This window comes from Paracoccus benzoatiresistens, from assembly GCF_026913015.1.
Classification (GTDB): Bacteria; Pseudomonadota; Alphaproteobacteria; order Rhodobacterales; family Rhodobacteraceae; genus Paracoccus; species Paracoccus benzoatiresistens.
Genome location: NZ_JAPTYD010000002.1, coordinates 152,280 through 175,414 on the forward strand (window position 1 = coordinate 152,280; position 23,135 = coordinate 175,414).

Genomic DNA, 23,135 nt, shown 5'->3' on the forward strand with positions numbered 1-23,135 from the left:
CGCGCCCGGTCATCTGAGTAAAATCACCTCGATCCGGTTGTTGGCGGGATCCATCGGGTTCCCCGTCTTGCCCTTGCGGTCGGCATAGCCGGTCACCCGCTGGATCCGCTGCCCGTCCAGGCGGGCTTCCTCCAGCAGGTTGCGCACGGCATGGGCACGGGCATCGGACAGCGCCCAGACGGGCGAGGTCACAAGCGTTTCGGGATAGGCCCGGACATGGCCCGCGATGGCGATCTGGTTGCGGGTCCTGGCGATGACGCGGGCGATGATCCGGGTCAGGTCCCGCAGCACGGGCTGGGGCTGGCCGGTATCCTCGACAAACAGCGGCGCTTGGGTCAGGTCGCCCAGTTCGATCACCAGCCCTTCATCCGTCATGCGGGTGACCACATGGCGCAAAAGGTTGGTCAGTTGCTGCGATTCGCCCCCGCTGGCGCGAAGCTGCCGCTCGATTTCCTCTGCCACCTCCTCCAGCGTGGTGTCCGAGGGGTCCTTGCCCTGCTTTTCCACCCCCTCGCCCGAGGCCCCGGGCGTGCGCACGATGGTCGGGTTGAAGTAATCGGCCAGCCCCTGCCGCTGCTGTTCGGTCGTGGCGTTCAGCAGCCACATCAGCAGGAAGAACGCCATCATCGCGGTCACGAAATCCGCATAGGCAACCTTCCATGCCCCGCCATGGTGCCCGCCCCCTTCCGGGGCGATCACCCGCTTGATCATGATCGTGGATCCTGTGGATCCCTTCTGCCTTGCCATCGCCGCACCGCCGTGAACATTCGCCTGGAATGTCGCGGCAAGAGCGGCAAAGAACAAGTTAACCCCTCAAATGCAAGGCATTATCGGGATCATGGCAGGGGTTCAGTCGATGCCCCAGCCGCTGATGGCCTTGGAGTCCATGAACTCCTCCAGGCCCATCACGCCGCCTTCGCGGGCGCGGCCCGACATGCCAACCCCGCCGAAGGCAGAGCCCGCGCCGCGCGGGGCGCCGTTCATCTCCACCATGCCGGAGCGCAGGCGGCGGGCCACGCGGTTACGCTTCGCGCCGTCCTGCGACTGGACATAGTTGGTCAGGCCATAAGGCGTGTCATTGGCAATACCGATCGCCTGCTCCTCGGTGTCGAAGGGGATGATCGACAGGACGGGTCCGAAGATTTCCTGCTGCGCGATGGTCATGTCGGTGCTGACATCGGCAAAGACCGTGGGGCGGACGAAATAGCCGCGGTTGACACCTTCCGGCAGGCCGGGGCCGCCCGCGACCAGCCGGGCGCCTTCGTCGATGCCCTGCTGGATCAGGTCCTGGATCTTTTCCCACTGCTGGCGGCTGACCACGGGGCCGATATGGCGGCCCGGCTGATGTGCGCTGGCCACCTGTGTTTCCTGGGCCACCCTGGCGGCGGTTTCGACCGCGCGGTCATAGACCGACCGTTCGACCAGCATCCGGGTCGGCGCGTTGCAGGACTGCCCGCTGTTATAGAAGCAATGCCGCGCCCCGCGCACCACCGCCTTGTCGTCGGCATCGGCGAAGACGATGTTGGCCCCCTTGCCGCCAAGTTCCAGCACCACCTTCTTCAGCGTGTCCGCCGCGGCCTTGGTGATCGCGATGCCCGCGCGGGTCGAGCCTGTGAAGCTGATCATGTCCACGTCGCGATGGGTGGACAGCTGCGTGCCCACCCCCGGCCCGTCGCCGTTCACCAGGTTGAAGACGCCCTTGGGCAGCCCGGCCTCGTCCAGGATCTCGGCAAAGAGCATCGAGGACAGGGGCGCGATCTCGGAAGGCTTCAGCACGCAGGTATCGCCGGCCAGAAGCGCGGGGATGACCTTCAGCGTCACCTGGTTCATCGGCCAGTTCCAGGGCGTGATCAGGCCCACGACGCCCACGGGTTCCCAGGCGATCATGGATGCCGGGGCATGGGAGCCAAGCGGGCGAATGAACTGGAAATCCTTGAAGGCCGTGATGAAGTTCTGGATGTGATAGCTGCCGGCCGCGACCTGGTCGTCCAGCGACATGTCCTGTGGCGCGCCCATTTCATGGCTGATCGCCCAGGCCATCTCCTCGGCCCGGCGCTGGTAGATGTCGAGGATCTTCTGCACATGGGCCAGCCGCTCGGCCGGTTCCGTCCGCGACCATGCCGGGAAGGCCGCCTTGGCCGCCGCCACCGCGCGGTCGGTGTCCGCCTGGTCCCCCAGGCTGATGACCGCCACCGCTTCCTCGGTGGAGGGGTCGATCACCTCGAGGTCGTTGGCCCGCGCGGGATCCACCCATGCCCCGTCGATATAGAACTTGCGCTTGTCCAACAGCCCGGTCATCGCGATCCCTCCATCGAAGATTTGCCCACAAGGTGAAGCGGCGGCGGCACGGGCGCAAGCCTTCTTAAATCTCGACCGTCCATATAGATAAACCTCTGGCATTCCCGGTCGTTTGGCCTATTCTGCCGCGGCAACCACTTGAAAGGACACGACCATGTCCCTGCGCATCAATGATATCGCCCCCGATTTCACCGCCCCCTCGACCGAGGGCGAGATCCGGTTTCACGACTGGCTGGGCGACAGCTATGCCATCATCTTCAGCCATCCGCGCGACTTCACGCCGGTTTGCACGACCGAATTCGGCGCCGTGGCGCAGCTGATCCCGGAATTCGAGAAGCGGGGCACCAAGGTGCTCGGCGTATCGGTCGATTCCGTCGAGGATCACGGCAAATGGAAGCGCGACATCGAGACGGTGGCGGGCGTCCCCGCCAATTTCGCGATGATCGACGACCGCGACCTGACCGTCGCCAAGGCATACGACATGCTGCCCGCCGACTATTACCTGCCGGCCGAGGGGCGCACCCCGGCCCATTCGGCGACCGTGCGCAGCGTCTTCATCATCGGCCCGGACAAGAAGGTCCGGCTGACCATGACCTATCCGATGTCCATCGGCCGCAACTTCGCCGAAATCCTGCGCGCGCTGGATGCGGTGCGCAAGACCGACGGCGTGCCGATCGCCACGCCCGCCAACTGGGTGCCTGGCCAGGACGTGATCGTGGCCCTGGCGCTGGACGACAAGGCGGCCGAGGAACGCTATGGCCCGCTAGACATCAAGCTGCCCTATCTGCGCTTTGCCAAGGATCCGGCCTGATCCTGCGCGCGCCCTGCCCCTGCGGGGCGCGCCGGCCTAGCCGGGCCAGCCGTAGTGACCGATCATCGCGGCAATGGCCTGGTCATTGCCCGTCCCATGCAGGTTGGCGGCCCGCAGACTTTGCGCCTGGCTGCCTTCCCATTCCAGGATACGGGCGCGATTGCCGATCTTCTGCGCCTCGGCCCCGTTCAGGCGGTGCATCCAGTACAGCCACACATCGTCCGAACGCGGGGCCAGGCGGGTGAACAGGTCATCGCGCGTGACATCGGGATGAAAGACGCCGGGCGCATAGATCACCCCGCTGACCCCGGTCAGGAAGACCAGCGGCGAGCGTTCGGGCGCATCGACATTGTGGCGCCATTCGGAATAGGGCGCTGGCCGGCCATCCGGCTGCAGCGCGATCCGGTGCGCGCGGTGGCAGGCCACCCGCGCGCCCGCCTTGGCGGCGCCAACCAGCTTCTCCAGCCAGTCGACGGGATAATACACATCGTCGTCGGCCGTCACCACGAAGGCGTCGGGATGCGCCAGCAGCGTGGGCACGATCTTCTTGTAGGATCTCCAGTCCGGGCATGACCTGATCTCCAGCCCGGCCAAGCCCAGGCAATCCGGGGGCAGTTCGGCTTCGTCGCCTTTGGCAATCCACAGGATCACCCGGTCGGGCTGAACCGACTGGCGCAGGACCCCCTGCAGCGTCAGGGCAAGCGTGCCGAAACGCGCCGGATAGCTGGTCAGCGACACGACAAGCAGCCCGGGCAAGCCATGCGGACGGCCCGGCGCATCAGGCCGGGCGGCAAGCTCGGCCTTGGCGCGGGCCTGCCTGCGGCGATGCTTGAAGGCCCGGAAGGCGCCGGAGATCACGGCCGGTCCCAAGCCTGGCGCAACCAGTCGATCCTGCCGATGCGGCGATACCACTTGTGGCCGCGCCCGGCGAAAACATCCTCCATCTTCGGCGCGCCCGCAAACAGGACGATCTTCGCGCCCCGGGGCAAGGCGGGGTCGCGCAGATAGCTGGACAGATGACGCGGCACGCAGTCGTTCTTGAAGCTGACGCACCAGCCCTTGGGCCAATAGTTCAGGTTCCCGTGGGCGGCCAGTTGCGCCGACTGGAACTGCTGGCTTATCTCGTAACGGGCGGTCGCCCCCGCCGGGTCGGCGAGATAGGCGTCCAGGATATAGGCGTGCTGGCCGATCTCGAACCGGAAGACGCTGGAGTTGCCGACGCTGTGCAGGAAGCGGTCGCGGGCGGGGTTCACCTTGCGCAGGGGCTTGGAGCGGAACAGGTCGTCGTCGCGGATGATGTAGAAGGCGCCCGGCAGGTCGAAGAAGGGCTGCAGGTCGTCCACCACCACCAGGTCGATATCCAGGAAAAGCGCCGTTCCCAAAAGACCCGCCAGATCGCGCCGGAAGACTGCCAGCTTGCGCCAGCGGGTATCCCCATGGCCCTTGGGCAAGCCAAGTTCAGGCAAGGGCATCGCCTCGATTCCCGGATCCAGCCCCTCTGCATCGTCGGTGAAGCAGATGAAGCGGTGCGGACGGGCCAGGTGGCGGCGGACTTGCCGGTGCAACCGGTTCACGTCCTCGGCACTGTAGAGCGTGCCCCATTTCATGGTCAGGATGTTGACGGGATCAGTCATCGGCGAGCCTGCTTGCGACAAACCTCATGGTTGTCCCAAGTCTCAATCTCGCGCCGGATCGGTTCGGGGTAGTCGGCATGCAGGCCCAATTTGACCATCTTGGCGCGCGTGCCGACCATAATGGGGGTTCGCTGTTTTTTTAAGAATGGAAAGCCAAGTGCAGCCATGACTATCGGATGAAGGGCTAGCGATTGCCCGAGAACGTGAGCTCTTGCGATTTTATCGCGCAGGGCGTCTCTCACCTGCAGAGCAGTTTTGCTACCGTCTCTCATCAGTGGCTCAATCAACAAAGCATCTTTACGGCTGACTTGACATTGATGGAGAAGAATTTCGTTCATCGTGTCTTCGTTGTCCAAAGACAATAAGAATTCAACCACTTGCTTCCAGCAATGCAGACTGCCAACCTGATATCCAAAATTTGCGAAGTGGCGTGTCAACCTCAACTCGCGCAATTGGATGACGACCCTTCGCGAACTGACTAGCGACATCTTTTGCCAATACTGTGCAAAGGCAGGGTCTCGGACAAGCCGCTCCGAAAAGCGAAAGAAATACGACTGGACATGTGAGCCCATCCGGGTCCCGGTTGCTCTTTTCTTCTGATCCAGATCGACAAATAGGCCCCACAGATCTTCCGGCGCGGCGCGACTGCGCTCCAATACGTCAGAATCCTCGGAAAGGGGAAACCACACGCTGTCGTTCATCAGATATAGTGCGCGCGGGCGTATGCCCCGATCCAGAACCTGCAGGACCCCTTCACGGTAGCCGCCAAAATCGTAGCCTACGTTGGGACGCTCGACGACCAGATACGTGATCGTGGCTAGCCGGCCGCGATCCGCAGCACTCAACTCGACATTCGAGACGACCACTGTCGACACGCCCTGCGCAGCCATCCAACGGATCTGCCACAGTGTCGAGTCCAGCAAGCCCCCAGGCTGGTAGATTAATAGAATCGACAACTCGTCTTGCAGGCTCTGTTGGCCTGCAGTCACCCGTACCAGGGATTTGCGCCGACAATCATAGGATAGACGCACTATATGCCCCCAGTAGGGCAAAACCAGTGAGCCAAACTGGCGACCGAGTCGCTTGGTCTCGCGCACAAGCTTTTCGAAGATCGTCCTTTCCGGGGGCATGAGGGGTTTTTGCATCATGACACGGCCTTGCAGTGGGCACGACGAGGCGGCCGATTATACAGACGTTGGAGAGGGCAGATGCCTGCCCTTCTCCTTCAGCCCGCCTCAGCCTTCTGCGGCTTCTTCTTTTGTTTCGGTGATCTCGGCACCGGTCTGCTGGTCGACCATCTTCATGCCCAGACGGACCTTGCCGCGGTCGTCGAAGCCCAGCAGCTTGACCTTGACCTCCTGGCCTTCCTTGAGGATCTCGTTCGGATGGTTCAGGCGCTTGTTGGCGATCTGGGACACGTGGACCAGGCCGTCGCGCTTGCCGAAGAAGTTCACGAAGGCGCCGAAATCAACCAGCTTGACGACCTTGCCGGTATAGACCTTGCCTTCCTCCGGCTCGGCCACGATCGAGTAGATCATGTCATAGGCCTTCTTGATCGAATCGGCATTGGCCGAGGCGATCTTGATGGTGCCGTCGTCGTTGATGTCGACCTTGGCGCCCGAGGTTTCCACGATCTCGCGGATGACCTTGCCGCCCGAGCCGATCACTTCGCGGATCTTGTCGGTCGGGATCTGCATCGTCTCGATGCGCGGCGCATGGGCGCTGAACTCGCGACGCCCCTCGGTCAGGGCCTTCGACATCTCGCCCAGGATATGCAGGCGGCCTTCCTTGGCTTGCGCCAGGGCCTGCTCCATGATCTCGGGGGTGATGCCCTGGACCTTGATGTCCATCTGCAGGGACGTGATGCCCTCGGACGTGCCAGCGACCTTGAAGTCCATGTCGCCCAGGTGATCCTCGTCACCCAGGATGTCGGTCAGGACCGCATACTTACCGTCGTCTTCCAGGATCAGGCCCATGGCGACGCCTGCAACCGGCGCCTTCAGGGGAACGCCCGCATCCATCATCGCCAGCGAACCGCCGCAAACCGAGGCCATCGAGGACGAGCCGTTCGATTCGGTGATCTCGGACACGACGCGGATGGTATAGGGGAAGTCGGTCGGGGCGGGCAGCACCGCCTGCAGCGCGCGCCAGGCCAGCTTGCCGTGGCCGATCTCGCGACGGCCGGGCGAGCCGACGCGGCCAACCTCGCCCACCGAATAGGGCGGGAAGTTGTAGTGCAGCAGGAAGTTCGAGCGGAAGTTGCCGTGCAGCGCGTCGATGATCTGTTCGTCGTCGCCGGTGCCCAGCGTGGTCACGACCAGCGCCTGCGTCTCACCCCGCGTGAACAGGGCCGAGCCGTGCGTGCGCGGCAGAATGCCCACTTCGCTGTCGATGGCCCGGACGGTGCGGGTGTCGCGGCCGTCGATGCGGGCGCCGCCGTTGATGACGTCACCGCGCAGGATGCCCGATTCCAGCTTCTTCAGCGCCGAGCCCAGGTTCGCATCGGCCAGCTCTTCCTCCGACAGGTTCGCCACGACCTTCTCGCGAACGGCCTGGATGGCGTCGCGGCGGTCGGCCTTGTCGATGATCGCGTAGGCCGCGCGCATCTCGGTCTCGCCCAGATCCTTCACGCGGGCATAAAGCGCGCTGTAGTCCGGCGACTGGAAGTCGAAGGGCTCTTTCGCGGCGGCTTCGGCCAGGTCGATGATCAGGTCGATGACCGGCTGCATCTGCTCGTGGCCGAACTTGACGGCGCCCAGCATCTCTTCCTCGGTCAGCTCATAGGCTTCCGATTCGACCATCATCACGGCGTCCTTGGTGCCGGCGACGACCAGGTCCAGACGCTGCTCGGGGTTGCCGCGCAGGTTGTCCATGTCCGCCACCTCGGGGTTCAGGACATACTGGCCGTTCGAGAAGCCGACGCGGGCCGCGCCGATCGGGCCCATGAAGGGGACGCCCGAAATGGTCAGCGCGGCGGATGCCGCGATCATCGCCACGATGTCGGGATCGTTCACCAGGTCATGGGACAGCACGGTGCACATCACCAGGGTTTCGTTCTTGAAACCGGGGGCGAACAGCGGGCGGCAGGGACGGTCGATCAGGCGCGCGGTCAGCGTCTCCTTCTCGGTCGGGCGCGCCTCGCGCTTGAAGAAACCGCCGGGGATCTTGCCGGCGGCATAGTATTTTTCCTGATAGTGAACCGTCAGCGGGAAGAAATCCTGCCCGGGCTTCGGTTCTTTCGCGAAGGTCACGTTGGCCATGACGCTGGTCTCGCCCAGGGTGGCGATGACCGTGCCGTCGGCCTGACGGGCAACCTTGCCCGTTTCCAGCGTGAGCGTTTCCTGGCCCCACTGGATGGATTTCTTCACTTCGTCAAACATCTGGTTTCCTCTGGGCCGCGCCAGCCCTCTGGCAGCAGCCGTGTCCTATGGCGGCCCCATTGCCGCCGCCCCAATCCTTTGCATGTGCCCCGGGGCCTGGGCGTCACGTCACAGATGGCGGGCCATTACAGGAAAACAAGGGGTTTGGGAAGCGGCAAGGCGAAGCGGCAGGGCGGGCGTTTCCTTGTCCCGGCAAGACCGGGCCGCGCGGCGGTGACGCAGGGCCTGCCAAGGACACGGCGGCGGAACCGACGCTCCGCCGCCGGGCCATGCAAGGACTTGTGGCTTCAGGCGGCCTGGTGCGTCGAGGTGTTGTCGGACGCCGCCTCCTCGGCGGGGGCGGTCAGCGCCGCCAGGGGTTCGGCCTTGGCTTCGGACAGTTGCTCGACAAGGCTCAGCACCTGATTGCGTTCCTGCGCCTGGATGGCATGGGCACGGGCGCGCGCCTCCTCGTCGGGGTCGGCCGCTTCCCGGGCCTTGTCCGAGGAGGTGGCGGTACCGGCCTCCTGAACTCCTGCGCTTGCCGCAGTTCCGGCTGTGGACAAGGCCGGGCTGGTCGAGGTCGGAACTGCGGCGGCTTGCGGGGATACATCCCTGGGCGCGGTCACGGCAGCGATTTCAGCGGCGATGGTCACGCCAGCAGGCGGGAAAGAGGGCGGAACCTGCGGCACCGCCGCCGTTGCTGCTATCGTGCTGGCCTGGCCGTTCGAGGCCGAAGACCCCGCCACCGCCTGCAATGCAGCCTCGGACAGGTCGAAGATCACGCCCGGTGTGGTGCTGGCACTGGACCCCGCGGGGGCCGTCTGGCTGGCTTGCGCTTCAGCCTCCTGCGCGGCGCGGGCGGCAGCATTGGCCTGCGCCGGCGCTGCCGCCGTGGTCGGCAGGCTTTTGCCCCGCAGCGGGGCCGACAAGAGGTTGTTGAGGGTATCAAACAGCATTCGCGCATCTCCTTGTGGTGACACGCAAACAGTCGTTAATTTTCCCCTAACGATCCAGAAAACAGTGCCGAAGATTTTAGCCATCCGCACAGCAAAACGCCCGCGGCGGGGCCACGGGCGTTCCAGGCATCAAGAGGCTGCGATCAGCGGCGCAGGCCCAGCTTGCCGATCAGGTCGGTATAGCGGGCTTCGTCCTTCTTCTTCAGATAGTCCAGCAGCTTGCGGCGCTGAGCGACCAGCTTCAGAAGGCCACGACGCGAGTGGTTGTCCTTCTTGTGGGTCTTGAAATGCTCGGTCAGGGTGGCGATGCGCGAGGACAGGATCGCCACCTGCACCTCGGCCGAACCGGTGTCGCCGGACTTGGTGCCGAATTCCTTGATGACGCGGGCTTTTTCTTCAACGGTGATCGACATCGGGATCTCCTTTCAAAAAAGAGGGTTATGGCGCAGGCCGGGATGTCGTCCAGCACTGGCCCGTGGAGTGCCCCGCCGCAGATGCGGAGGGATGCGCGCGTATAAGGGAAAAGCGCCGGGAAGGAAAGGGCTCGTTATCCCGGCAGCCGGACGATCATGATGTCCCGGGCCACCAGCCCGCCCGATTGCAGCATCCGGCCGATGGCCTCGCCATTGACGGTGATCAGCACGGTGCCGTCCTTGTCCTCGTCCAGGCCGACCCTGGCATCCCGGGCAAGGCTCTCGGGCAGGTGCAGCACCAGGTGATCTTCCTTCGCATCGAAATCGGCGATCACCGGCAACTCGCCGGGGGCCTGCTGCAGCACGAAATCGTCGGCGCCGTCCTGGCCTTCGGCGAAATCGCCCGCCCCGGGCGCCAGGGTGTCATCCCCCTCGCCCCCATGCATCCAGACCGTCTGCGGATCGCCGTCACCGACAAGGTGATCGTTGCCACGCCCGCCGTCCAGGTCGTCCCCGCCCCCGCCCGCCACCAGCAGGTCGTCGCCGTCATGGCCCGAGAGCCAGTCATTGCCTGTCCCGCCGAACAGCGTGTCATGGCCTTCGCCGCCCTGGATCGTGTCGTCGTCGTCATCCCCCCAGATGATGTCGTCGCCACCCTGCCCCGCCAGTGAATCCGCCCCGTCGCCGCCGCGAATCTCGTCCGCGCCGGCAGCGTCATAGCTGCCGTCACCCTGCACCCAATCGTCGCCGGCGCCGGCGTCGATGGTGTCATCGCCCGCGCCGCCGAACAGATCGTCGGCATCCGTCCCGCCCGCGATCACCTCGTCGCCGGTGACCTCTCCGGATCCCGGCAGTTCGGTCACGGGACCGGACTCGCCCTGCTCCTGGTCGCCGGCGCTGATGTCGCCGACCTCGCCCCTGTCGGCCTCGCCCACGGCCGGGGGCAGATCGCCCGGATCCTCGTCATCCTCGTCGCCGCGGCCGGCAGCGCCGGTCAGGTCCAGCGCGGCCCCCGCCGCGGCAAGCGCCATCAGACTTGCAAGCACAAACATGACATGACCCCGCACAAGGTTCGCAAACCCGCCTGACGGCACGATACAACCGCAAGGATTTGTTAACCAATCGCTTTGTTAAGATAAGGTTAACACACCGGGCCAGTCATGAAAAAACCCGCCGGTCCGGCGGGTCGTTTCGTTTTTCGCGGTGATCGCGCCGATCAGCCCTGGCGGGCCTTGAAGCGGCGGTTGGTCTTGTTGATCACATAGATGCGGCCTTTGCGGCGCACGATCTGGCAGTCGCGGTGCCGGCTCTTGAGCGAGCGGAGCGAGTTGCGAACCTTCATCGGTCTTCTCCAAAACGCGGCTCGCAGCCGCAGGAAAACGAAATGCCCCCGACGCCTTAGCCGGGGGCGGCGAATAGAATGGTGGGCGGTACTGGGATCGAACCAGTGGCCACTACGATGTCAACGTAGTGCTCTACCGCTGAGCTAACCGCCCCTCCTCGGGTGATCCCGTCCACAGCTTGCGATGTGTCCCGAACCGCCTTTGGTCGGGGTGTCTATATAGGGGGGCCTCGGGGGTTTCAAGCCCTATCGCATCAGGAAAATTCAGTCTTATATGGATCCCGAAGAAACCGCCTGCCGGGGTCTGACTTGACCGAATCCGACCTTCCTGTCCTGATCGAAAGGCCCGATCGCTGGCTCAGCGGCGTCATTTTCGGATCACCGCATTCGGGCTGCACCTATCCCGAGTGGTTCCTGAAGGGCACGAAGCTGCCATCCGAAACGCTGCGGTCGTCCGAGGATGCCTTCGTGGACCGCCTGATCGCGGGCGCCCCCGGCCATGGCGCGGTGACGATTCGCGCGCAGGTGCCGCGCGCCATCGTGGATTTGAACCGCGCCCCGGACGAGATCGACCCCCTGGTCGTGCGCGGCGTCCCGCGCCATCCGCTGAACCAGCGGACCCTGGCCGGTCTCGGGGTGATCCCGCGTGTCGTCTCGCAAGGCCGGGCCATCCTGGAACGCCCGATCGAGCGGGCCGAGGCCGAGCGCCGCATCAACGCCTATTGGCGTCCCTATCACCAGGCGCTGACCGGCCTGATCGCCGAGGCGCGGTCGCGATTCGGCCAGGCGATCCTGATCGACATGCATTCCATGCCCCATGACGCGCTGGCCCATCTGCACGGGCCGCGCCCCGACATGGTGCTGGGCAACCGCCACGGGCTGTCGGCCGCCGCCCGTGTTTCCGACGCCATTGTCGCCGCCGTCGAGGCCGGGGGCTGGCGCATCCGGCGCAATTCGCCCTTTGCGGGGGCCTATATCTGTTCCACCTATGGCAAGCCCTGCCAGAACGTCCATGTCGTGCAACTGGAAATCGACAGGTCGCTGTACATGGACGAAAAGGCCATCGCCCCCCATGCGGGCTTCGACGATTTCGCGTTCCGGTTTGGCGCGGTGATTCGCAGGCTGGCCGGGCTGGACGCCGAAGGCCCGACCGAGGCCGGGATCGCCGCCCAGTAAGGGGATCTTGCCGATGTCGTTCATGACCGGGGGACCGAAGTGACGCGGCAGCTGTCATCATGAACGGCTGGTTGTGGCTCAGCGCCGCCTTCGTGCTGGCGGGGTTGGAGTTGCTGGTGCCGGGATGGGTCTTCATGGGGCTTGCGGCCTCGGTGGGGCTGATGGGCGTGCTGATGCTGACGGGCCTGTGGACGGCGGGGCTGCCGGTCACGCTGGGGGTCACCGCGCTGCTGTCCGCTGTCGCCCGGCTGATCTTCCGCCGCCTGTGGCCCACCAGCCAGGACGAGAAGCCCATGTCGGACCGGGACATCGACGAATGACTGCGCCGGAAAATGGCTGGCCGGACAACGAAGATGCCGCGTTTCACGGCGCCAAGCTGGTCCTGATCCATGGGGGACGGCTGCTGACCTATCTACGCGACGACAAACCCGGCCTGCCCTTTCCCGCGCATTGGGATCTGCCCGGCGGCGGGCGCGAGGGAGGCGAATCCCCCATGGAATGCGCCCTGCGCGAGTTGCGCGAGGAGTTCGCGCTGGTGCTGCCGCCGGACCGGCTGACCGGGCGGTCCTTTGCCTCGCGCCAGTATCCGGGCTGGAGGTCATGGCTGTTTCAGGGCGAACTGGGGGCCGCGGAGATCGCCGCGATCCGCCTCGGCGACGAGGGACAGGACTGGCGGATGATGCCCCTGGTGGATTTCGCGGCACATCCCCGGGCGGTGCCGCAGTTCCGCGATCTGGTCGGGGATCTTATCGCATCGCCGCGACGGTCCGCACCAGCGGGCGCAACGCGTCGCCCTTGACCATCCAGCTTGTCGCAAAGGCGAAGGTGGCGATGGTTTCCAGCCAGAAGGTCGGGCGCAGCGCCGCCAGCCGCTGCTCCAGCCCGGTCCCGAAAAGCACGCCCACCAGCCCGATGCTGACGATGATCGTCCAGCCGCAGATGCGGTAAATCCGGTTCGAGGCGTCCTTTTCCACCACGTCCACCGCGCCCTTCACGAACAGCACCAGGCAATAGACCGCCAGGGCGGCGAAAAAGACTGTCGCCGCGATCAGATGCAGGTTCGACGACAGATCAGTCCCAAGGATGCATTGCAGCAGCGTGCAGGCCGGATCGGCTGCTGGGGCATCGGCCTTTTCGGCCGGGTCGGTCGGCGCCAGCGCGACCAGGGCGATCGCCACCGCCGCCACTCGGGCCGTCGCCTTGTCGCTGATCAGCTCGCCCGCGACGGGGCGATAGCCCTCATAGCTCCACAGGAACACGGCCTGCGCGATCAGGGTCCCCACGAAGATTTCCCGCATCGGCGTGTAATAGGCGGCCGAGATGCTGGTCAGGATCGCGCCGCTGGCCAGGCCATAGGCCAGCAAGGCCAGCGGCAGGAAGAAGCCAAGCGCCCCGATGGCCCGGCGCACCGCCAGGAAGGACAGCACCAGCTCGTTATGCGTCTTTTGTGAAATCCCGCTTTCGTCCGCCATGCCCGCCACCCTTTCCAACAGGGTGGCGCGGAAGGCGCGGGCGGTCAATCAGCCGCGCATCTCGTCCAGGATGGCCAGCGCGGCGGCGCGCGGATCGGCGGCCTGCCAGATGGGGCGGCCGACGACGATATGGTCGGCCCCGGCGGCAATGGCGTTGGCGGGCGTTTCCACCCGCTTCTGATCGCCCAGGGCGGCGCCCGCGGAACGCACGCCCGGCGTCACGATCAGCCGCGATCCCGGCAGGGCGCGGATCGCCGCGGCCTCTCTCGGGGAGCAGATGATGCCGTCGGCGCCCGCCTCGAAGGCGCGGGCGGCGCGTTCCACGGTGATCTCGTGCAGATCGCCCGGCTGGATCATGCCCGCGTCCAGGTCGGCGCGCTCAAGCGAGGTCAGGATCGTCACGCCCAGGATCTTCAGGTTCGACCCGGAAGCCCCTTCCTTGGCGGCGCGCACCACATGCGGGTCGCCGTGGACGGTCAGGAAGTCCAGGTCGAACCGGGCCAGCCCGCGCACGGCGGCTTCCACCGTGGCGCCGATGTCGAACAGCTTCATGTCCAGGAAGATGCGCTTGCCGTGGTCGCCCTTCAGTTCCTGCGCAAGCGCCAGTCCGCCGCCGGTCAGCATCCCCAGGCCGATCTTGTAGAAGCCCACGGCATCGCCCAGCCTGTCCGAAAGCTCCAGCCCCGCAAGGGCATTCGGCACATCCAGCGCCACGATCAGCCGGTCATCCATCATCCGCCCTTTCCCGCAAAATCGCGGCGTTATGGCACAACCTGAAGCGGCTTGAAAGTGTTGGCAAAGGACCCAAATCATAGCTGAAGACCCGAACCCGGGCGCGCCGACAGGGTGCCCGCGACATGGGGGCTAGAGGAAGGAGTTATTGTCGATGAACATGGAAAAGTTCACCGAACGGTCGCGCGGCTTCATGCAGGCCGCCCAGACCATCGCGATCCGCGAGGAAAACCAGCGGGTCGTCCCCGAGCATCTGCTCAAGGCGCTGATGGACGACGACCAGGGGCTGTCCGCCAACCTGATCACCCGCGCAGGCGCCGATGCGCGCCGCGTGCGTGAGGCCGTGGATGCGGCGGTCGCCAAGCTGCCCAAGGTCAAGGGCGGCAACAACCAGGTCTATGTGGACCCCTCGCTGGTGCGCGTGCTGGACGAGGCCGAGCAGGTTGCCAAGAAGGCGGGCGACAGCTTCGTGCCCGCCGAACGGATCCTGATGGCCCTGGCGATGGTCAACACCAATGCCCGCGACGCCCTGTCCGCGGGCGGCGTCACCGCGCAAAAGCTGAATGCGGCGATCAACGACATCCGCAAGGGCCGCACGGCGGATTCGGCCTCCGCCGAGGACAGCTATGAGGCGCTTGAAAAGTACGCCCGCGACCTGACAGCCGCCGCACGCGAAGGCAAGATCGACCCGATCATCGGCCGGGACGAGGAAATCCGCCGCGCCATGCAAGTGCTGTCGCGCCGCACCAAGAACAACCCGGTGCTGATCGGCGAACCCGGCGTGGGCAAGACCGCCATCGCCGAGGGCCTGGCCCTGCGCATCGTCGACGGCGACGTGCCTGAAAGCCTGCGCGACAAGAAGCTGATGGCGCTGGACATGGGCGCGCTGATCGCCGGCGCGAAATATCGCGGCGAGTTCGAGGAACGGCTGAAGTCGATCCTGAAGGAGATAGAGAACGCCGCCGGCGAGATCATCCTGTTCATCGACGAGCTTCACGTGCTGGTCGGCGCGGGCAAGACCGATGGCGCGATGGATGCGGCCAACCTGATCAAGCCTGCCCTGGCGCGGGGCGAGTTGCACTGCGTCGGCGCGACCACCCTGGACGAATACCGCAAGTATATCGAGAAGGACGCGGCCCTTGCCCGCCGCTTCCAGCCCGTGCTGGTCGAGGAGCCGACGGTCGAGGACACGATCTCGATCCTGCGCGGCATCAAGGAGAAATACGAGCTTCACCACGGCGTCCGCATCAGCGACGCGGCCCTGGTTGCCGCGGCCACGCTGAGCCATCGCTACATCACCGACCGCTTCCTGCCCGACAAGGCGATCGACCTGATGGACGAGGCCGCAAGCCGTCTGCGCATGGAAGTGGACAGCAAGCCCGAGGAGCTGGACCAGCTTGACCGCCAGATCCTGCAGATGCAGATCGAGGCCGAGGCGCTGAAGAAGGAGGACGACGCGGCCTCGCGTGACCGGCTGGAGCGGCTGGAGAAGGACCTGTCCGACCTGCAGCAGCAGTCGGCCGAGATGACCGCCCGCTGGCAGGCCGAACGCGACAAGCTGGAAGGGTCTCGCAACCTCAAGGAACAGCTTGACCGGGCGCGCGCCGAACTGGACCAGGCCAAGCGCGAGGGCAACCTGGCACGCGCGGGGGAACTGTCCTATGGCATCATCCCCGGCCTGGAGCGGCAACTGGCCGAGGCCGAGAATGGCGGCGCCGACGGGCTGATGGTCGAGGAAGCCGTGCGTCCCGAGCAGATCGCCGAGGTGGTCGAGCGCTGGACCGGCATCCCGACCAGCAAGATGCTGGAAGGCGAGCGCGAGAAGCTTCTGAAGATGGAGGAGCAGATCGGCGCCCGCGTCATCGGCCAGCAAGAAGCCGTGGTGGCGGTGTCGAACGCGGTCCGTCGCGCGCGGGCCGGGCTGAACGACGAGAACCGCCCCCTGGGCAGCTTCCTGTTCCTTGGCCCGACCGGCGTCGGCAAGACCGAACTGACCAAGGCCTTGGCCGAATACATGTTCGACGACGACAGCGCGATGGTCCGCATCGACATGTCCGAGTTCATGGAAAAGCATTCCGTGGCGCGGCTGATCGGCGCTCCTCCGGGCTATGTCGGCTATGACGAGGGCGGCGTCCTGACCGAGGCCGTGCGGCGGCGTCCTTATCAGGTGATCCTGTTCGACGAGGTCGAGAAGGCCCACCCGGATGTCTTCAACGTGCTGCTGCAGGTCCTGGACGACGGACAGCTTACCGACGGCCAGGGCCACACGGTGGACTTCAAGCAGACGCTGATCATCCTGACCTCGAACCTGGGGTCACAGGCGCTGTCGCATCTGCCCGAAGGGTCGGATTCGACCGATGCCCGCCAGCAGGTGATGGAGGCGGTCCGGGCGCATTTCCGGCCCGAATTCCTGAACCGCCTGGACGAGATCATCATCTTCCGCCGCCTGTCGCGGCAGAACATGGACGGGATCGTCGATATCCAGTTGCGGCGTCTGGAACAGCGGCTTGCGGGCCGCAAGATCACGCTGGATCTGGACGAGTCGGCGCGCAAGTGGCTGGCCGACCAGGGCTATGACCCGGTCTTCGGCGCGCGTCCGCTGAAGCGCGTGATCCAGCGCGCCCTGCAGGACCCGCTGGCCGAACTGCTGCTGTCGGGCGAGGTTCTGGACGGGCAGACGGTGCATGTCAGCGCGGGCGATGACGGGCTGGTCGTCGGCAGCCGCATCGGCCGGGCGGGTCACAAGCTGGGGGCAGTGGGCGAAGGTCCGCGCCCCGAGGCGACCGTTCACTGAGACGAAGGCGCGGGCAATCGTCCCGCGCCTTTTTCATTCCCGGCACCGCCAGAGACTTCGCAGGGAGGAGGGGCGCGTCTCTGGCGGATTTCGGCGGTTGGCGCCGCCGGGTTCGGGAGGAACGGGGCAGGATCACTCGCCCCATAAGTGTATAATGCGCCCGATCCCGATCAAAGTCAGCAGCAGTTTGCAAGGATCATGCCGCGATGCAGAAAAACGGGGGGCTGCTGCAAGGTTTTCCGGCAGCATGCCTGTTTCGGCAGCAAGCCCGGTCAGGCGGTCCTGCCCGCCAGTTGCGCGATTCCCATGACCTCCAGCACCTTCGCCTCGATATGCGCCGCATTCAGCGCCGAGCTGTCATACATGGCAAAAGGTGCGTCGTGATCGACGAATCGGTCCGGCAGCACCATGGAGCGGAAGCGCAAGCCACGGTCGAAGACCCCCTCATCCGCCAGCAGTTGCGCCACATGGCTGCCGAAGCCGCCGACCGCGCCTTCCTCCATCGTGATCAGGGCGTCATGGGTCCGCGCCAGCCGCAGGATCAGGTCCCGGTCCAGCGGCTTGGCGAAGCGCGCATCCGCCACCGTGGGCGATATGCCCCGCGCGGCCAGCGCTTCGCAGGCCTTCTCCGCTTCCGACAGGCGGGTGCCGAAGGACAGGATGGCGACGCCCTTGCCTTCGCGGATGATCCGGCCCTTGCCGATGGGCAGCACCTGCCCGCGCTCGGGCATCTCGACGCCGGTCCCCTCTCCGCGCGGGAAACGGAAGGCGATGGGGCCGCTGTTATGGGCGGCGGCGGTGGCGACCATGTGCATCAGTTCCGCCTCGTCGGCGGCGGCCATGACGACCATGCCGGGCAGGTTCGCAAGGAAGGCGATGTCATAGGCCCCGGCATGGGTCGGACCGTCCTGCCCCACCAGGCCTGCGCGGTCGATGGCAAAGCGGACCGGCAGGTTCTGGACCGCGACATCGTGGACCACTTGGTCATAGCCGCGCTGCAGGAAGGTCGAATAGATCGCGCAGAAGGGTTTCATGCCCCCTGCCGCAAGCCCCGCCGCGAAGGTGACCGCGTGCTGTTCGGCGATGCCCACGTCGAAGGTCCGGCGCGGGAAGCGTTCGGCAAACTGCTTCAATCCCGTGCCGTCCGGCATGGCCGCGGTGATGCCCACGATCCTGTCGTCGCGCCCGGCCTCGTCGATCAGCGCCTTGGCGAAGACGGCGGTATAGCTGGGGGCGTTCGACTTGGCCTTGGCCTGGATGCCGGTCACCATGTCGAACTTGCCGGTCGCGTGGCCGCGGTCGGCGGCGTTCTCGGCCGGGGCAAAGCCCTTGCCCTTGCGGGTCACGGCATGGATCAGCACGGGGCCGGTCGCGCGCGATTTCACCGTGCGCAGCAGCGGCAGAAGCTGGTCGAGGTCATGCCCATCGACCGGACCGATATAGGAGAATCCCAGTTCCTCGAACAGCGTGCCGCCGATGGTCATGCCTTTCAGCATCTCCTTGGCGCGGCGCGCGCCTTCCTGGATTGGCGGCGGCAGCAGGCCCACGGCGCCCTTGGCGGCGGCCTTCAGGTCCTGAAACGGGCGGCGGGTATAAAGGCTGGTCAGATAGGACGACAGCGCGCCCACCGGCGGAGCGATCGACATCTCGTTGTCGTTCAGGACCACGATCAGCCGCTTGCCCAGGTGCCCCGCGTTGTTCAGCGCCTCGAAGGCCATGCCTGCGCTCATGGCGCCGTCGCCGATCACCGCGATCGCATCGCCCGGATCGCCGCCCAGATCCCGCGCCACCGCAAAGCCGAGCGCCGCGGAAATCGAGGTGCTGGAGTGGCCCGCGCCGAAGGGATCATAGGGGCTTTCCGCGCGCTTGGTGAAGCCCGCAAGCCCGCCGCCCATGCGCAGCGTGCGGATGCGGTCGCGCCGCCCCGTCAGGATCTTGTGGGGATAGCACTGGTGGCCCACGTCCCAGATGATCTTGTCGCGCGGCGTGTCGAAGACCGCATGCAGCGCCACGGTCAGTTCCACCACGCCCAGGCCCGCGCCCAGATGCCCGCCGGTGACGCTGACGGCGCTGATCGTTTCCGACCGCAACTCGTCGGCCAGCTGGTGCAGTTCGCGGTCGCTCAGGGACTTCATGTCCGAGGGAAGCTGCACCCGGTCGAGGATCGGCGTCTTGGCAAGGTCGGTCATCGGCTGGCCCTTCGGGCGAATGATTGCAGGGGCGGGCGTCGTTCAGGTGTCGCGTTCGATAACGAAACGCGCCAGTTGGCGCAAGTTTCCGGCATCCTCGCCATAGGGCGCAAGGGCCGCATCGCCGGCGTCGACAAGGCGTGCGGCCTCGGCCCGCGCGCCGTCAAGGCCCAGCAGGGACACGAAAGTCGCCTTGCCCGCCGCGACATCCTTGCCGACGCGCTTGCCGGTCACATCTTCGTTTCCGGTCACGTCCAGGATATCGTCGGCGATCTGGAAGGCCAGCCCAAGCGCATCGGCATAGGCCGCCAGCGGCGCGGTGTCGGCATCCGCGATCAGCGGCCCGGCAATGGCGGCAAAGCGGATCAGCGCGCCGGTCTTGCCGCCCTGCAACTGCGTGATCTGATCCAGCGTCAGCGGTGCCGCGGCGGTTTCGGCGGCGATGTCCAGCGCCTGTCCCCAGACCATTCCGGCCCCGCCCACGGCCTGCGCGAATGCCGCAACCAGCCGCACCCGTGCGGCGGGATCGCCCACCGCCGGATCGGCCAGCAGCCCGAAGGCCAGGGATTGCAGCGCGTCGCCCGCCAGGATCGCGGTGGCCTCGGACCATTTCACATGAACGGTCGGCTGACCCCGGCGCAGGTCGTCGTCGTCCATGGCGGGCAGGTCGTCATGGACCAGGGAATAGGCGTGCAGCGCCTCGACCGCCGCGGCGACGGGCAGCGCGGCATCGTCGGGCACGCCATGCAGGCGCGCCGATTCCATCACCAGAAAGGCCCGGATCCGCTTGCCGCCCGCGCAGGCATAGGCCATCGCATCGCGCAGTTCGCCTGCGGGCAAAGCACCGATCGCCCGATCAAGCGCGGCCTGGACCTGCGCCTTCACCGCCTCCAGCCGGTCCTGCATCACAGCCCCTCGGCCGGTTCCGTCCCCGTGGGCTGGCCATTGGCCGCAAGGGTGATCTTTTCCACCCGGTCCTCGGCCTCGCGCAGGCGTTTCTCGCAATGCTGGCGCAGGGCGGCGCCGCGTTCGTAAAGGCGGATCGACTCATCCAGCGTCGCGTCGCCGGTTTCCAGCTTGCCGACCGTGGCCTCCAGCTCCTTCATGGCCTCCTCGAAGCTCATGGTCGCGATGTCGTTCATTCGTGGGCCTCCAGCAGGACTTGGACATGGGCGCGGGCTGACCTGCCCAAAGCCGCGAGATCATAGCCACCTTCAAGGCAGGATACCACCGGGGCCGACAGATCCGCCGCCATGTCGCAGACCATGCGGGTGATGGCAGAGAAATCGGCCTCCTCCCATTCCAGCTGCGCCAGGGGATCGGCGGCATGGGCATCGAAGCCTGCCGAAAGGATCACCAGTTGCGGCGCGAAATCGCGGGCTCGCGCCAGGATGTCGCGCCAGGCCGCCTGCCCCGCCGCGCCATCCGATCCGGGCCGCAGGGGCACGTTCACCATCTGCCCATGCGCGCCCCTTTCCCCGGCCGCGCCCGTGCCCGGATAAAGCGGCATCTGGTGGGTGGACGCGAAGAAGGCGCGCCGTTCATCCCACAGCAGATCCTGCGTGCCGTTGCCGTGATGGACGTCGAAATCCAGCACTGCCACACGGTCGAGCCCATGATGATCGAGCGCCCGCATGGCCGCGATGGCGGCATTGCCGAAGATGCAGAAGCCCATCGGCTTTTCCCGTTCGGCGTGATGGCCGGGCGGGCGCATGGCGACAAAGGCATTGGCGGCCTCGCGCGCCAGTACGGCATCCACCGCCGCCACCGCGCCGCCCACCCCGCGCAGGGCGGCGTCCAGACTGCCCGGCGACAGATGCGTGTCGGCGTCCAGCATCTGCCAGCCTTCCTCGGGGACAGCGTTCCGGATCCGCTCAAGATAGGACATCGGATGGCAGCGCAGGATCTCGGCCTCCTCGGCCCGGGGGGCCTCTCGCCGATCAAGGGTCAGGTCGGCCAGAGCCTCGATCACCGCGCCGTAACGCGCCACCTGTTCAGGGTGGCCGGGCGGCGTGATGTGGCGTTCGGCGTCCGGGTGGGTGAACAGGGCCGTGGTCATGGGCAATCAGACCTCCATCTTGCCGATCAGGGGCAGGTCGTCCTCGGGGCCGACGCTGTGACGCTCGATCATGCGGTGGACCAGCGGGTCGCCCTCGCCCTGGTGCAGGGCGCGCAGGGACACGGTGATCTCGGCATCCGACTTGGTGCGGCGCAGGTTGTGGCGGACATATTCGTCCCAGGTGGCGATGTGATAGCTTTCGGTCCACAGGTTGGGATGTTCCAAATCGCGCAGCAAGGCCCAGTTCCGCGCGCCGTCGCGGCGGCGGATGTTGCGGCGCAATTGCATCAGGCGCAGGAACTCGGCCGTGTCCTTCTGGGCGATGCGGTAATCCACCATCACCATGATCGGCCCCGACCGCCCGCGCAGGTCCAGCCGCAGCGCCGGTTCGCGGAACCGGTTGACCGGGTCCAGATCGGCGGTGCCGAACTCGGGCGCCTTGAACCAGACGCCGATAACCGCCCCCGCCAGAAGCACGATGCCCGCCGCCGTCAGCGCCTGATCCAGGCCATGCGCCCCGGCGATGCCGCCCCAGACCCAGGACCCGGCCGCCATGCCGCCGAAGGTGGCCGTCTGATACAGCGCCAGGGCGCGCGCCACGACCCAGCGGGGCGTGGAAAGCTGCACCGTCACGTTGAACAGCGACAAGGCCAGCACCCAGGATGCCCCCGCAGGCAGCAGGGCCAGCGCGTGCAGCCAGACGGACTGCGTCTGCCCCAGCACGACCGCCGACAGCGCAAAGCCCGCAAAGGCCATGCGCACGACGTTCTCGTTGTTGAAGCGCGCCCGGATGCGGGGGTTCAGCGCCGCGCCCGCGATAGCGCCGACGCCGTAGCAGCCCAGAAGGCCGCCGAACAGCATCGAGCCCCCTTCGGGATGGGACTTGGCCACCAGCGGCAGCAGCGCCAGGACCGACACGGCGGCAAAGCCGAACAGGGCGCCGCGCCCGATCACCTTCATCAGGTTCGGGGACAACAGGACATAGCGCAGCCCGGCGGCCACGGCGGGCAGGAACTCCTCGGGCGGGGCGGTGCGAGGGGCGATGTTCGGGCGCCAGCGCAGCAGCGCGCCCAGCAGCGGCACATAGCTGAGGGCGTTGACCGCGAATGCCGCCGCCGCCCCGAAGCCCGCCACGATGAAGCCGCCCGCCGCGGGCCCCACGCTGCGCATCAGGTTGAAGCCCACCGAGTTCAGCGTGACCGCCGCAGGCAGGTCGGCGCGCGGCACCAGGTCGCCCATGCTGGCCTGCCAAGGGGGATTGTACAGCGCCTGCCCCGCCCCGATCAGGAAGGTGAAGGCCAGCAGCAGCCAGGGCGTCAGCCAGCCCTGCCAGGCGACGATGGCCAGCAGCACGGACACGGCCGCCATGAAGCACTGCGCGAACAGAAGGATCGTCTTGCGGTCGAAGATGTCGGCCAAGGCGCCGGATGCCAGCGCCAGCAGCATGATCGGCAGCGTGTTCGACGCCTGCACCAGCGCGATCAGCGTGGCGCTGTCGGTCAGCTGCGTCATCAGCCAGGCCGCGCCCACGGCCTGCACCAGCCCCCCGAAGTTCGAGATCAGCGTCGCGCCCCAAAGCAGGCGGAAATCAGGGTATCGGAACGGCGCGAGGGCCGAGGGGGACGAGGCCCGGGGTGCTGTCTGGTCGGTCACTGGAACTGTCGCTCTGGCATCGGTGCAGCCTAGCCAGCCGCGTGGCGGGGGGCAATCTTCGGTCCTGGCAGCGTCGAGGCGGCCTGCGGTGAAACCAAAGCAAACGATAAGTTGTTCCACGGTCAGTCATTCTTGAACAGACTGCCGCGCTTTCGCCACAAGGCAGGGATCGCCATCGGCCGGTCCCGGCAGCAAGGCTTGACGACCGGTGCATGTGACGGGCTGATGAAACTCTGCGCGAATC

General features: G+C 66.3%; 22 protein-coding genes and 1 tRNA gene. 5 read left to right on the top strand and 18 right to left on the bottom strand.

All coding sequences use genetic code 11. The features are described 5' to 3' along the window. Positions 1-9: 9 nt before the first annotated feature. Both OU682_RS02775 and OU682_RS02780 read right to left on the bottom strand, forming a co-directional pair. Positions 10-747 carry a flagellar motor protein MotB gene (locus tag OU682_RS02775; protein WP_371832193.1) on the bottom strand — a complete coding sequence of 246 codons (738 nt, stop codon included), beginning with the start codon at positions 745-747 and terminating at the stop codon, positions 10-12. 102 nt (positions 748-849) lie between these two features. Next, the gene (locus OU682_RS02780) at positions 850-2,298 is read right to left on the bottom strand and encodes an aldehyde dehydrogenase family protein (RefSeq protein ID WP_371832194.1); all 1,449 of its coding nucleotides are present in this window, start codon (positions 2,296-2,298) and stop codon (positions 850-852) included. Between the two features lie 154 nt (positions 2,299-2,452). Here OU682_RS02780 and OU682_RS02785 point away from each other — a divergent pair, with 154 nt between their 5' ends. After that, a complete protein-coding gene (locus OU682_RS02785; RefSeq protein WP_268940540.1) occupies positions 2,453-3,109 on the top strand; it encodes a peroxiredoxin in 657 nt (218 codons plus the stop codon). Positions 3,110-3,145: 36 nt separating this feature from the next. On the opposite strand, the gene OU682_RS02790 is transcribed toward OU682_RS02785, so the two are convergent. The 9 genes from OU682_RS02790 to OU682_RS02830 form a co-directional block, all read right to left on the bottom strand. Next, a complete protein-coding gene (locus tag OU682_RS02790) occupies positions 3,146-3,967 on the bottom strand; it encodes a glycosyltransferase family 2 protein (protein WP_268940541.1) in 822 nt (273 codons plus the stop codon). Continuing rightward, a complete protein-coding gene (locus OU682_RS02795) occupies positions 3,964-4,743 on the bottom strand; it encodes a hypothetical protein (protein ID WP_268940542.1) in 780 nt (259 codons plus the stop codon). Before OU682_RS02795 ends, OU682_RS02790 begins: the two co-directional genes overlap by 4 nt. Beyond that, the gene (locus tag OU682_RS02800; protein ID WP_268940543.1) at positions 4,740-5,891 is read right to left on the bottom strand and encodes a rhamnan synthesis F family protein; all 1,152 of its coding nucleotides are present in this window, start codon (positions 5,889-5,891) and stop codon (positions 4,740-4,742) included. Before OU682_RS02800 ends, OU682_RS02795 begins: the two co-directional genes overlap by 4 nt. Positions 5,892-5,978: 87 nt before the next feature. Then, positions 5,979-8,123, bottom strand: a complete 2,145-nt coding sequence (pnp, locus tag OU682_RS02805) for a polyribonucleotide nucleotidyltransferase (RefSeq protein WP_268940544.1) — start codon at positions 8,121-8,123, stop codon at positions 5,979-5,981. Between the two features lie 287 nt (positions 8,124-8,410). Further along, positions 8,411-9,061, bottom strand: a complete 651-nt coding sequence (locus OU682_RS02810) for a hypothetical protein (RefSeq protein WP_268940545.1) — start codon at positions 9,059-9,061, stop codon at positions 8,411-8,413. Positions 9,062-9,204: 143 nt separating this feature from the next. Continuing rightward, the gene (rpsO, locus tag OU682_RS02815) at positions 9,205-9,474 is read right to left on the bottom strand and encodes a 30S ribosomal protein S15 (RefSeq protein WP_268940546.1); all 270 of its coding nucleotides are present in this window, start codon (positions 9,472-9,474) and stop codon (positions 9,205-9,207) included. A 134-nt stretch (positions 9,475-9,608) separates the two neighbouring features. Further along, positions 9,609-10,526, bottom strand: coding sequence for a calcium-binding protein (locus tag OU682_RS02820; RefSeq protein WP_268940547.1), 918 nt, complete (start codon positions 10,524-10,526; stop codon positions 9,609-9,611). Between the two features lie 164 nt (positions 10,527-10,690). After that, a complete protein-coding gene (ykgO, locus tag OU682_RS02825) occupies positions 10,691-10,816 on the bottom strand; it encodes a type B 50S ribosomal protein L36 (protein ID WP_028725484.1) in 126 nt (41 codons plus the stop codon). Positions 10,817-10,895: 79 nt separating this feature from the next. Further along, positions 10,896-10,970, bottom strand: a tRNA-Val gene (locus tag OU682_RS02830). Between the two features lie 155 nt (positions 10,971-11,125). Between OU682_RS02830 and OU682_RS02835 the strand changes: the two genes are divergently transcribed. From OU682_RS02835 to OU682_RS02845, 3 genes are read left to right on the top strand one after another with little or no spacing between them, the layout of a single operon-like run. Then, a complete protein-coding gene (locus OU682_RS02835; protein WP_268940548.1) occupies positions 11,126-11,992 on the top strand; it encodes an N-formylglutamate amidohydrolase in 867 nt (288 codons plus the stop codon). A 59-nt stretch (positions 11,993-12,051) separates the two neighbouring features. After that, positions 12,052-12,312, top strand: a complete 261-nt coding sequence (locus OU682_RS02840) for an NfeD family protein (protein WP_268940549.1) — start codon at positions 12,052-12,054, stop codon at positions 12,310-12,312. Further along, positions 12,309-12,791: an NUDIX hydrolase gene (locus tag OU682_RS02845; protein WP_268940550.1), complete on the top strand. Its 483-nt coding sequence runs from the start codon at positions 12,309-12,311 to the stop codon at positions 12,789-12,791. Before OU682_RS02840 ends, OU682_RS02845 begins: the two co-directional genes overlap by 4 nt. Here the strand turns inward: OU682_RS02845 and OU682_RS02850 are convergent. Together OU682_RS02850 and pyrF are read right to left on the bottom strand one after the other, a co-directional pair. Next, positions 12,739-13,464, bottom strand: a complete 726-nt coding sequence (locus OU682_RS02850) for a hypothetical protein (RefSeq protein ID WP_268940551.1) — start codon at positions 13,462-13,464, stop codon at positions 12,739-12,741. The two genes, OU682_RS02845 and OU682_RS02850, sit on opposite strands and share 53 nt — an antisense overlap. Positions 13,465-13,512: 48 nt before the next feature. Further along, a complete protein-coding gene (pyrF, locus tag OU682_RS02855; protein WP_268940552.1) occupies positions 13,513-14,196 on the bottom strand; it encodes an orotidine-5'-phosphate decarboxylase in 684 nt (227 codons plus the stop codon). Positions 14,197-14,350: 154 nt separating this feature from the next. On the opposite strand from pyrF, the gene clpB reads away from it, so the two are divergent. Then, on the top strand, positions 14,351-16,990 hold the full coding sequence (gene clpB, locus OU682_RS02860; RefSeq protein WP_268940553.1) for an ATP-dependent chaperone ClpB: 2,640 nt from the start codon (positions 14,351-14,353) through the stop codon (positions 16,988-16,990). Positions 16,991-17,262: 272 nt separating this feature from the next. On the opposite strand, the gene dxs is transcribed toward clpB, so the two are convergent. From dxs to OU682_RS02885, 5 genes are read right to left on the bottom strand one after another with little or no spacing between them, the layout of a single operon-like run. Then, positions 17,263-19,179, bottom strand: a complete 1,917-nt coding sequence (dxs, locus tag OU682_RS02865) for a 1-deoxy-D-xylulose-5-phosphate synthase (protein WP_268940554.1) — start codon at positions 19,177-19,179, stop codon at positions 17,263-17,265. 42 nt (positions 19,180-19,221) lie between these two features. Then, the gene (locus tag OU682_RS02870; RefSeq protein WP_268940555.1) at positions 19,222-20,085 is read right to left on the bottom strand and encodes a polyprenyl synthetase family protein; all 864 of its coding nucleotides are present in this window, start codon (positions 20,083-20,085) and stop codon (positions 19,222-19,224) included. Continuing rightward, positions 20,085-20,321 (bottom strand): exodeoxyribonuclease VII small subunit, encoded by a 237-nt coding sequence (locus OU682_RS02875; RefSeq protein ID WP_207470282.1) that lies wholly within the window; start codon positions 20,319-20,321, stop codon positions 20,085-20,087. Before OU682_RS02875 ends, OU682_RS02870 begins: the two co-directional genes overlap by 1 nt. After that, on the bottom strand, positions 20,318-21,238 hold the full coding sequence (locus tag OU682_RS02880) for a histone deacetylase family protein (RefSeq protein ID WP_268940556.1): 921 nt from the start codon (positions 21,236-21,238) through the stop codon (positions 20,318-20,320). Before OU682_RS02880 ends, OU682_RS02875 begins: the two co-directional genes overlap by 4 nt. Positions 21,239-21,244: 6 nt before the next feature. After that, on the bottom strand, positions 21,245-22,891 hold the full coding sequence (locus tag OU682_RS02885) for an MFS transporter (RefSeq protein WP_268940557.1): 1,647 nt from the start codon (positions 22,889-22,891) through the stop codon (positions 21,245-21,247). Between the last annotated feature and the right edge of the window lie 244 nt (positions 22,892-23,135).

Bases quoted from the DNA above. Each gene is read 5' to 3' on its own strand.
- OU682_RS02880 (WP_268940556.1), bottom strand. From the start codon at position 21,238: ATGACCACGGCCCTGTTCACCCACCCGGACGCCGAACGCCACATCACG.
- pyrF (WP_268940552.1), bottom strand. From the start codon at position 14,196: ATGGATGACCGGCTGATCGTGGCGCTGGATGTGCCGAATGCCCTTGCG.
- OU682_RS02795 (WP_268940542.1), bottom strand. From the start codon at position 4,743: ATGACTGATCCCGTCAACATCCTGACCATGAAATGGGGCACGCTCTAC.
- OU682_RS02775 (WP_371832193.1), bottom strand. From the start codon at position 747: ATGGCAAGGCAGAAGGGATCCACAGGATCCACGATCATGATCAAGCGG.
- OU682_RS02870 (WP_268940555.1), bottom strand. From the start codon at position 20,085: ATGCAGGACCGGCTGGAGGCGGTGAAGGCGCAGGTCCAGGCCGCGCTT.
- rpsO (WP_268940546.1), bottom strand. From the start codon at position 9,474: ATGTCGATCACCGTTGAAGAAAAAGCCCGCGTCATCAAGGAATTCGGC.
- clpB (WP_268940553.1), top strand. From the start codon at position 14,351: ATGAACATGGAAAAGTTCACCGAACGGTCGCGCGGCTTCATGCAGGCC.
- OU682_RS02840 (WP_268940549.1), top strand. From the start codon at position 12,052: ATGAACGGCTGGTTGTGGCTCAGCGCCGCCTTCGTGCTGGCGGGGTTG.
- pnp (WP_268940544.1), bottom strand. From the start codon at position 8,123: ATGTTTGACGAAGTGAAGAAATCCATCCAGTGGGGCCAGGAAACGCTC.
- dxs (WP_268940554.1), bottom strand. From the start codon at position 19,179: ATGACCGACCTTGCCAAGACGCCGATCCTCGACCGGGTGCAGCTTCCC.
- OU682_RS02785 (WP_268940540.1), top strand. From the start codon at position 2,453: ATGTCCCTGCGCATCAATGATATCGCCCCCGATTTCACCGCCCCCTCG.
- OU682_RS02780 (WP_371832194.1), bottom strand. From the start codon at position 2,298: ATGACCGGGCTGTTGGACAAGCGCAAGTTCTATATCGACGGGGCATGG.
- OU682_RS02810 (WP_268940545.1), bottom strand. From the start codon at position 9,061: ATGCTGTTTGATACCCTCAACAACCTCTTGTCGGCCCCGCTGCGGGGC.
- ykgO (WP_028725484.1), bottom strand. From the start codon at position 10,816: ATGAAGGTTCGCAACTCGCTCCGCTCGCTCAAGAGCCGGCACCGCGAC.
- OU682_RS02800 (WP_268940543.1), bottom strand. From the start codon at position 5,891: ATGATGCAAAAACCCCTCATGCCCCCGGAAAGGACGATCTTCGAAAAG.
- OU682_RS02845 (WP_268940550.1), top strand. From the start codon at position 12,309: ATGACTGCGCCGGAAAATGGCTGGCCGGACAACGAAGATGCCGCGTTT.
- OU682_RS02820 (WP_268940547.1), bottom strand. From the start codon at position 10,526: ATGTTTGTGCTTGCAAGTCTGATGGCGCTTGCCGCGGCGGGGGCCGCG.
- OU682_RS02875 (WP_207470282.1), bottom strand. From the start codon at position 20,321: ATGAACGACATCGCGACCATGAGCTTCGAGGAGGCCATGAAGGAGCTG.
- OU682_RS02850 (WP_268940551.1), bottom strand. From the start codon at position 13,464: ATGGCGGACGAAAGCGGGATTTCACAAAAGACGCATAACGAGCTGGTG.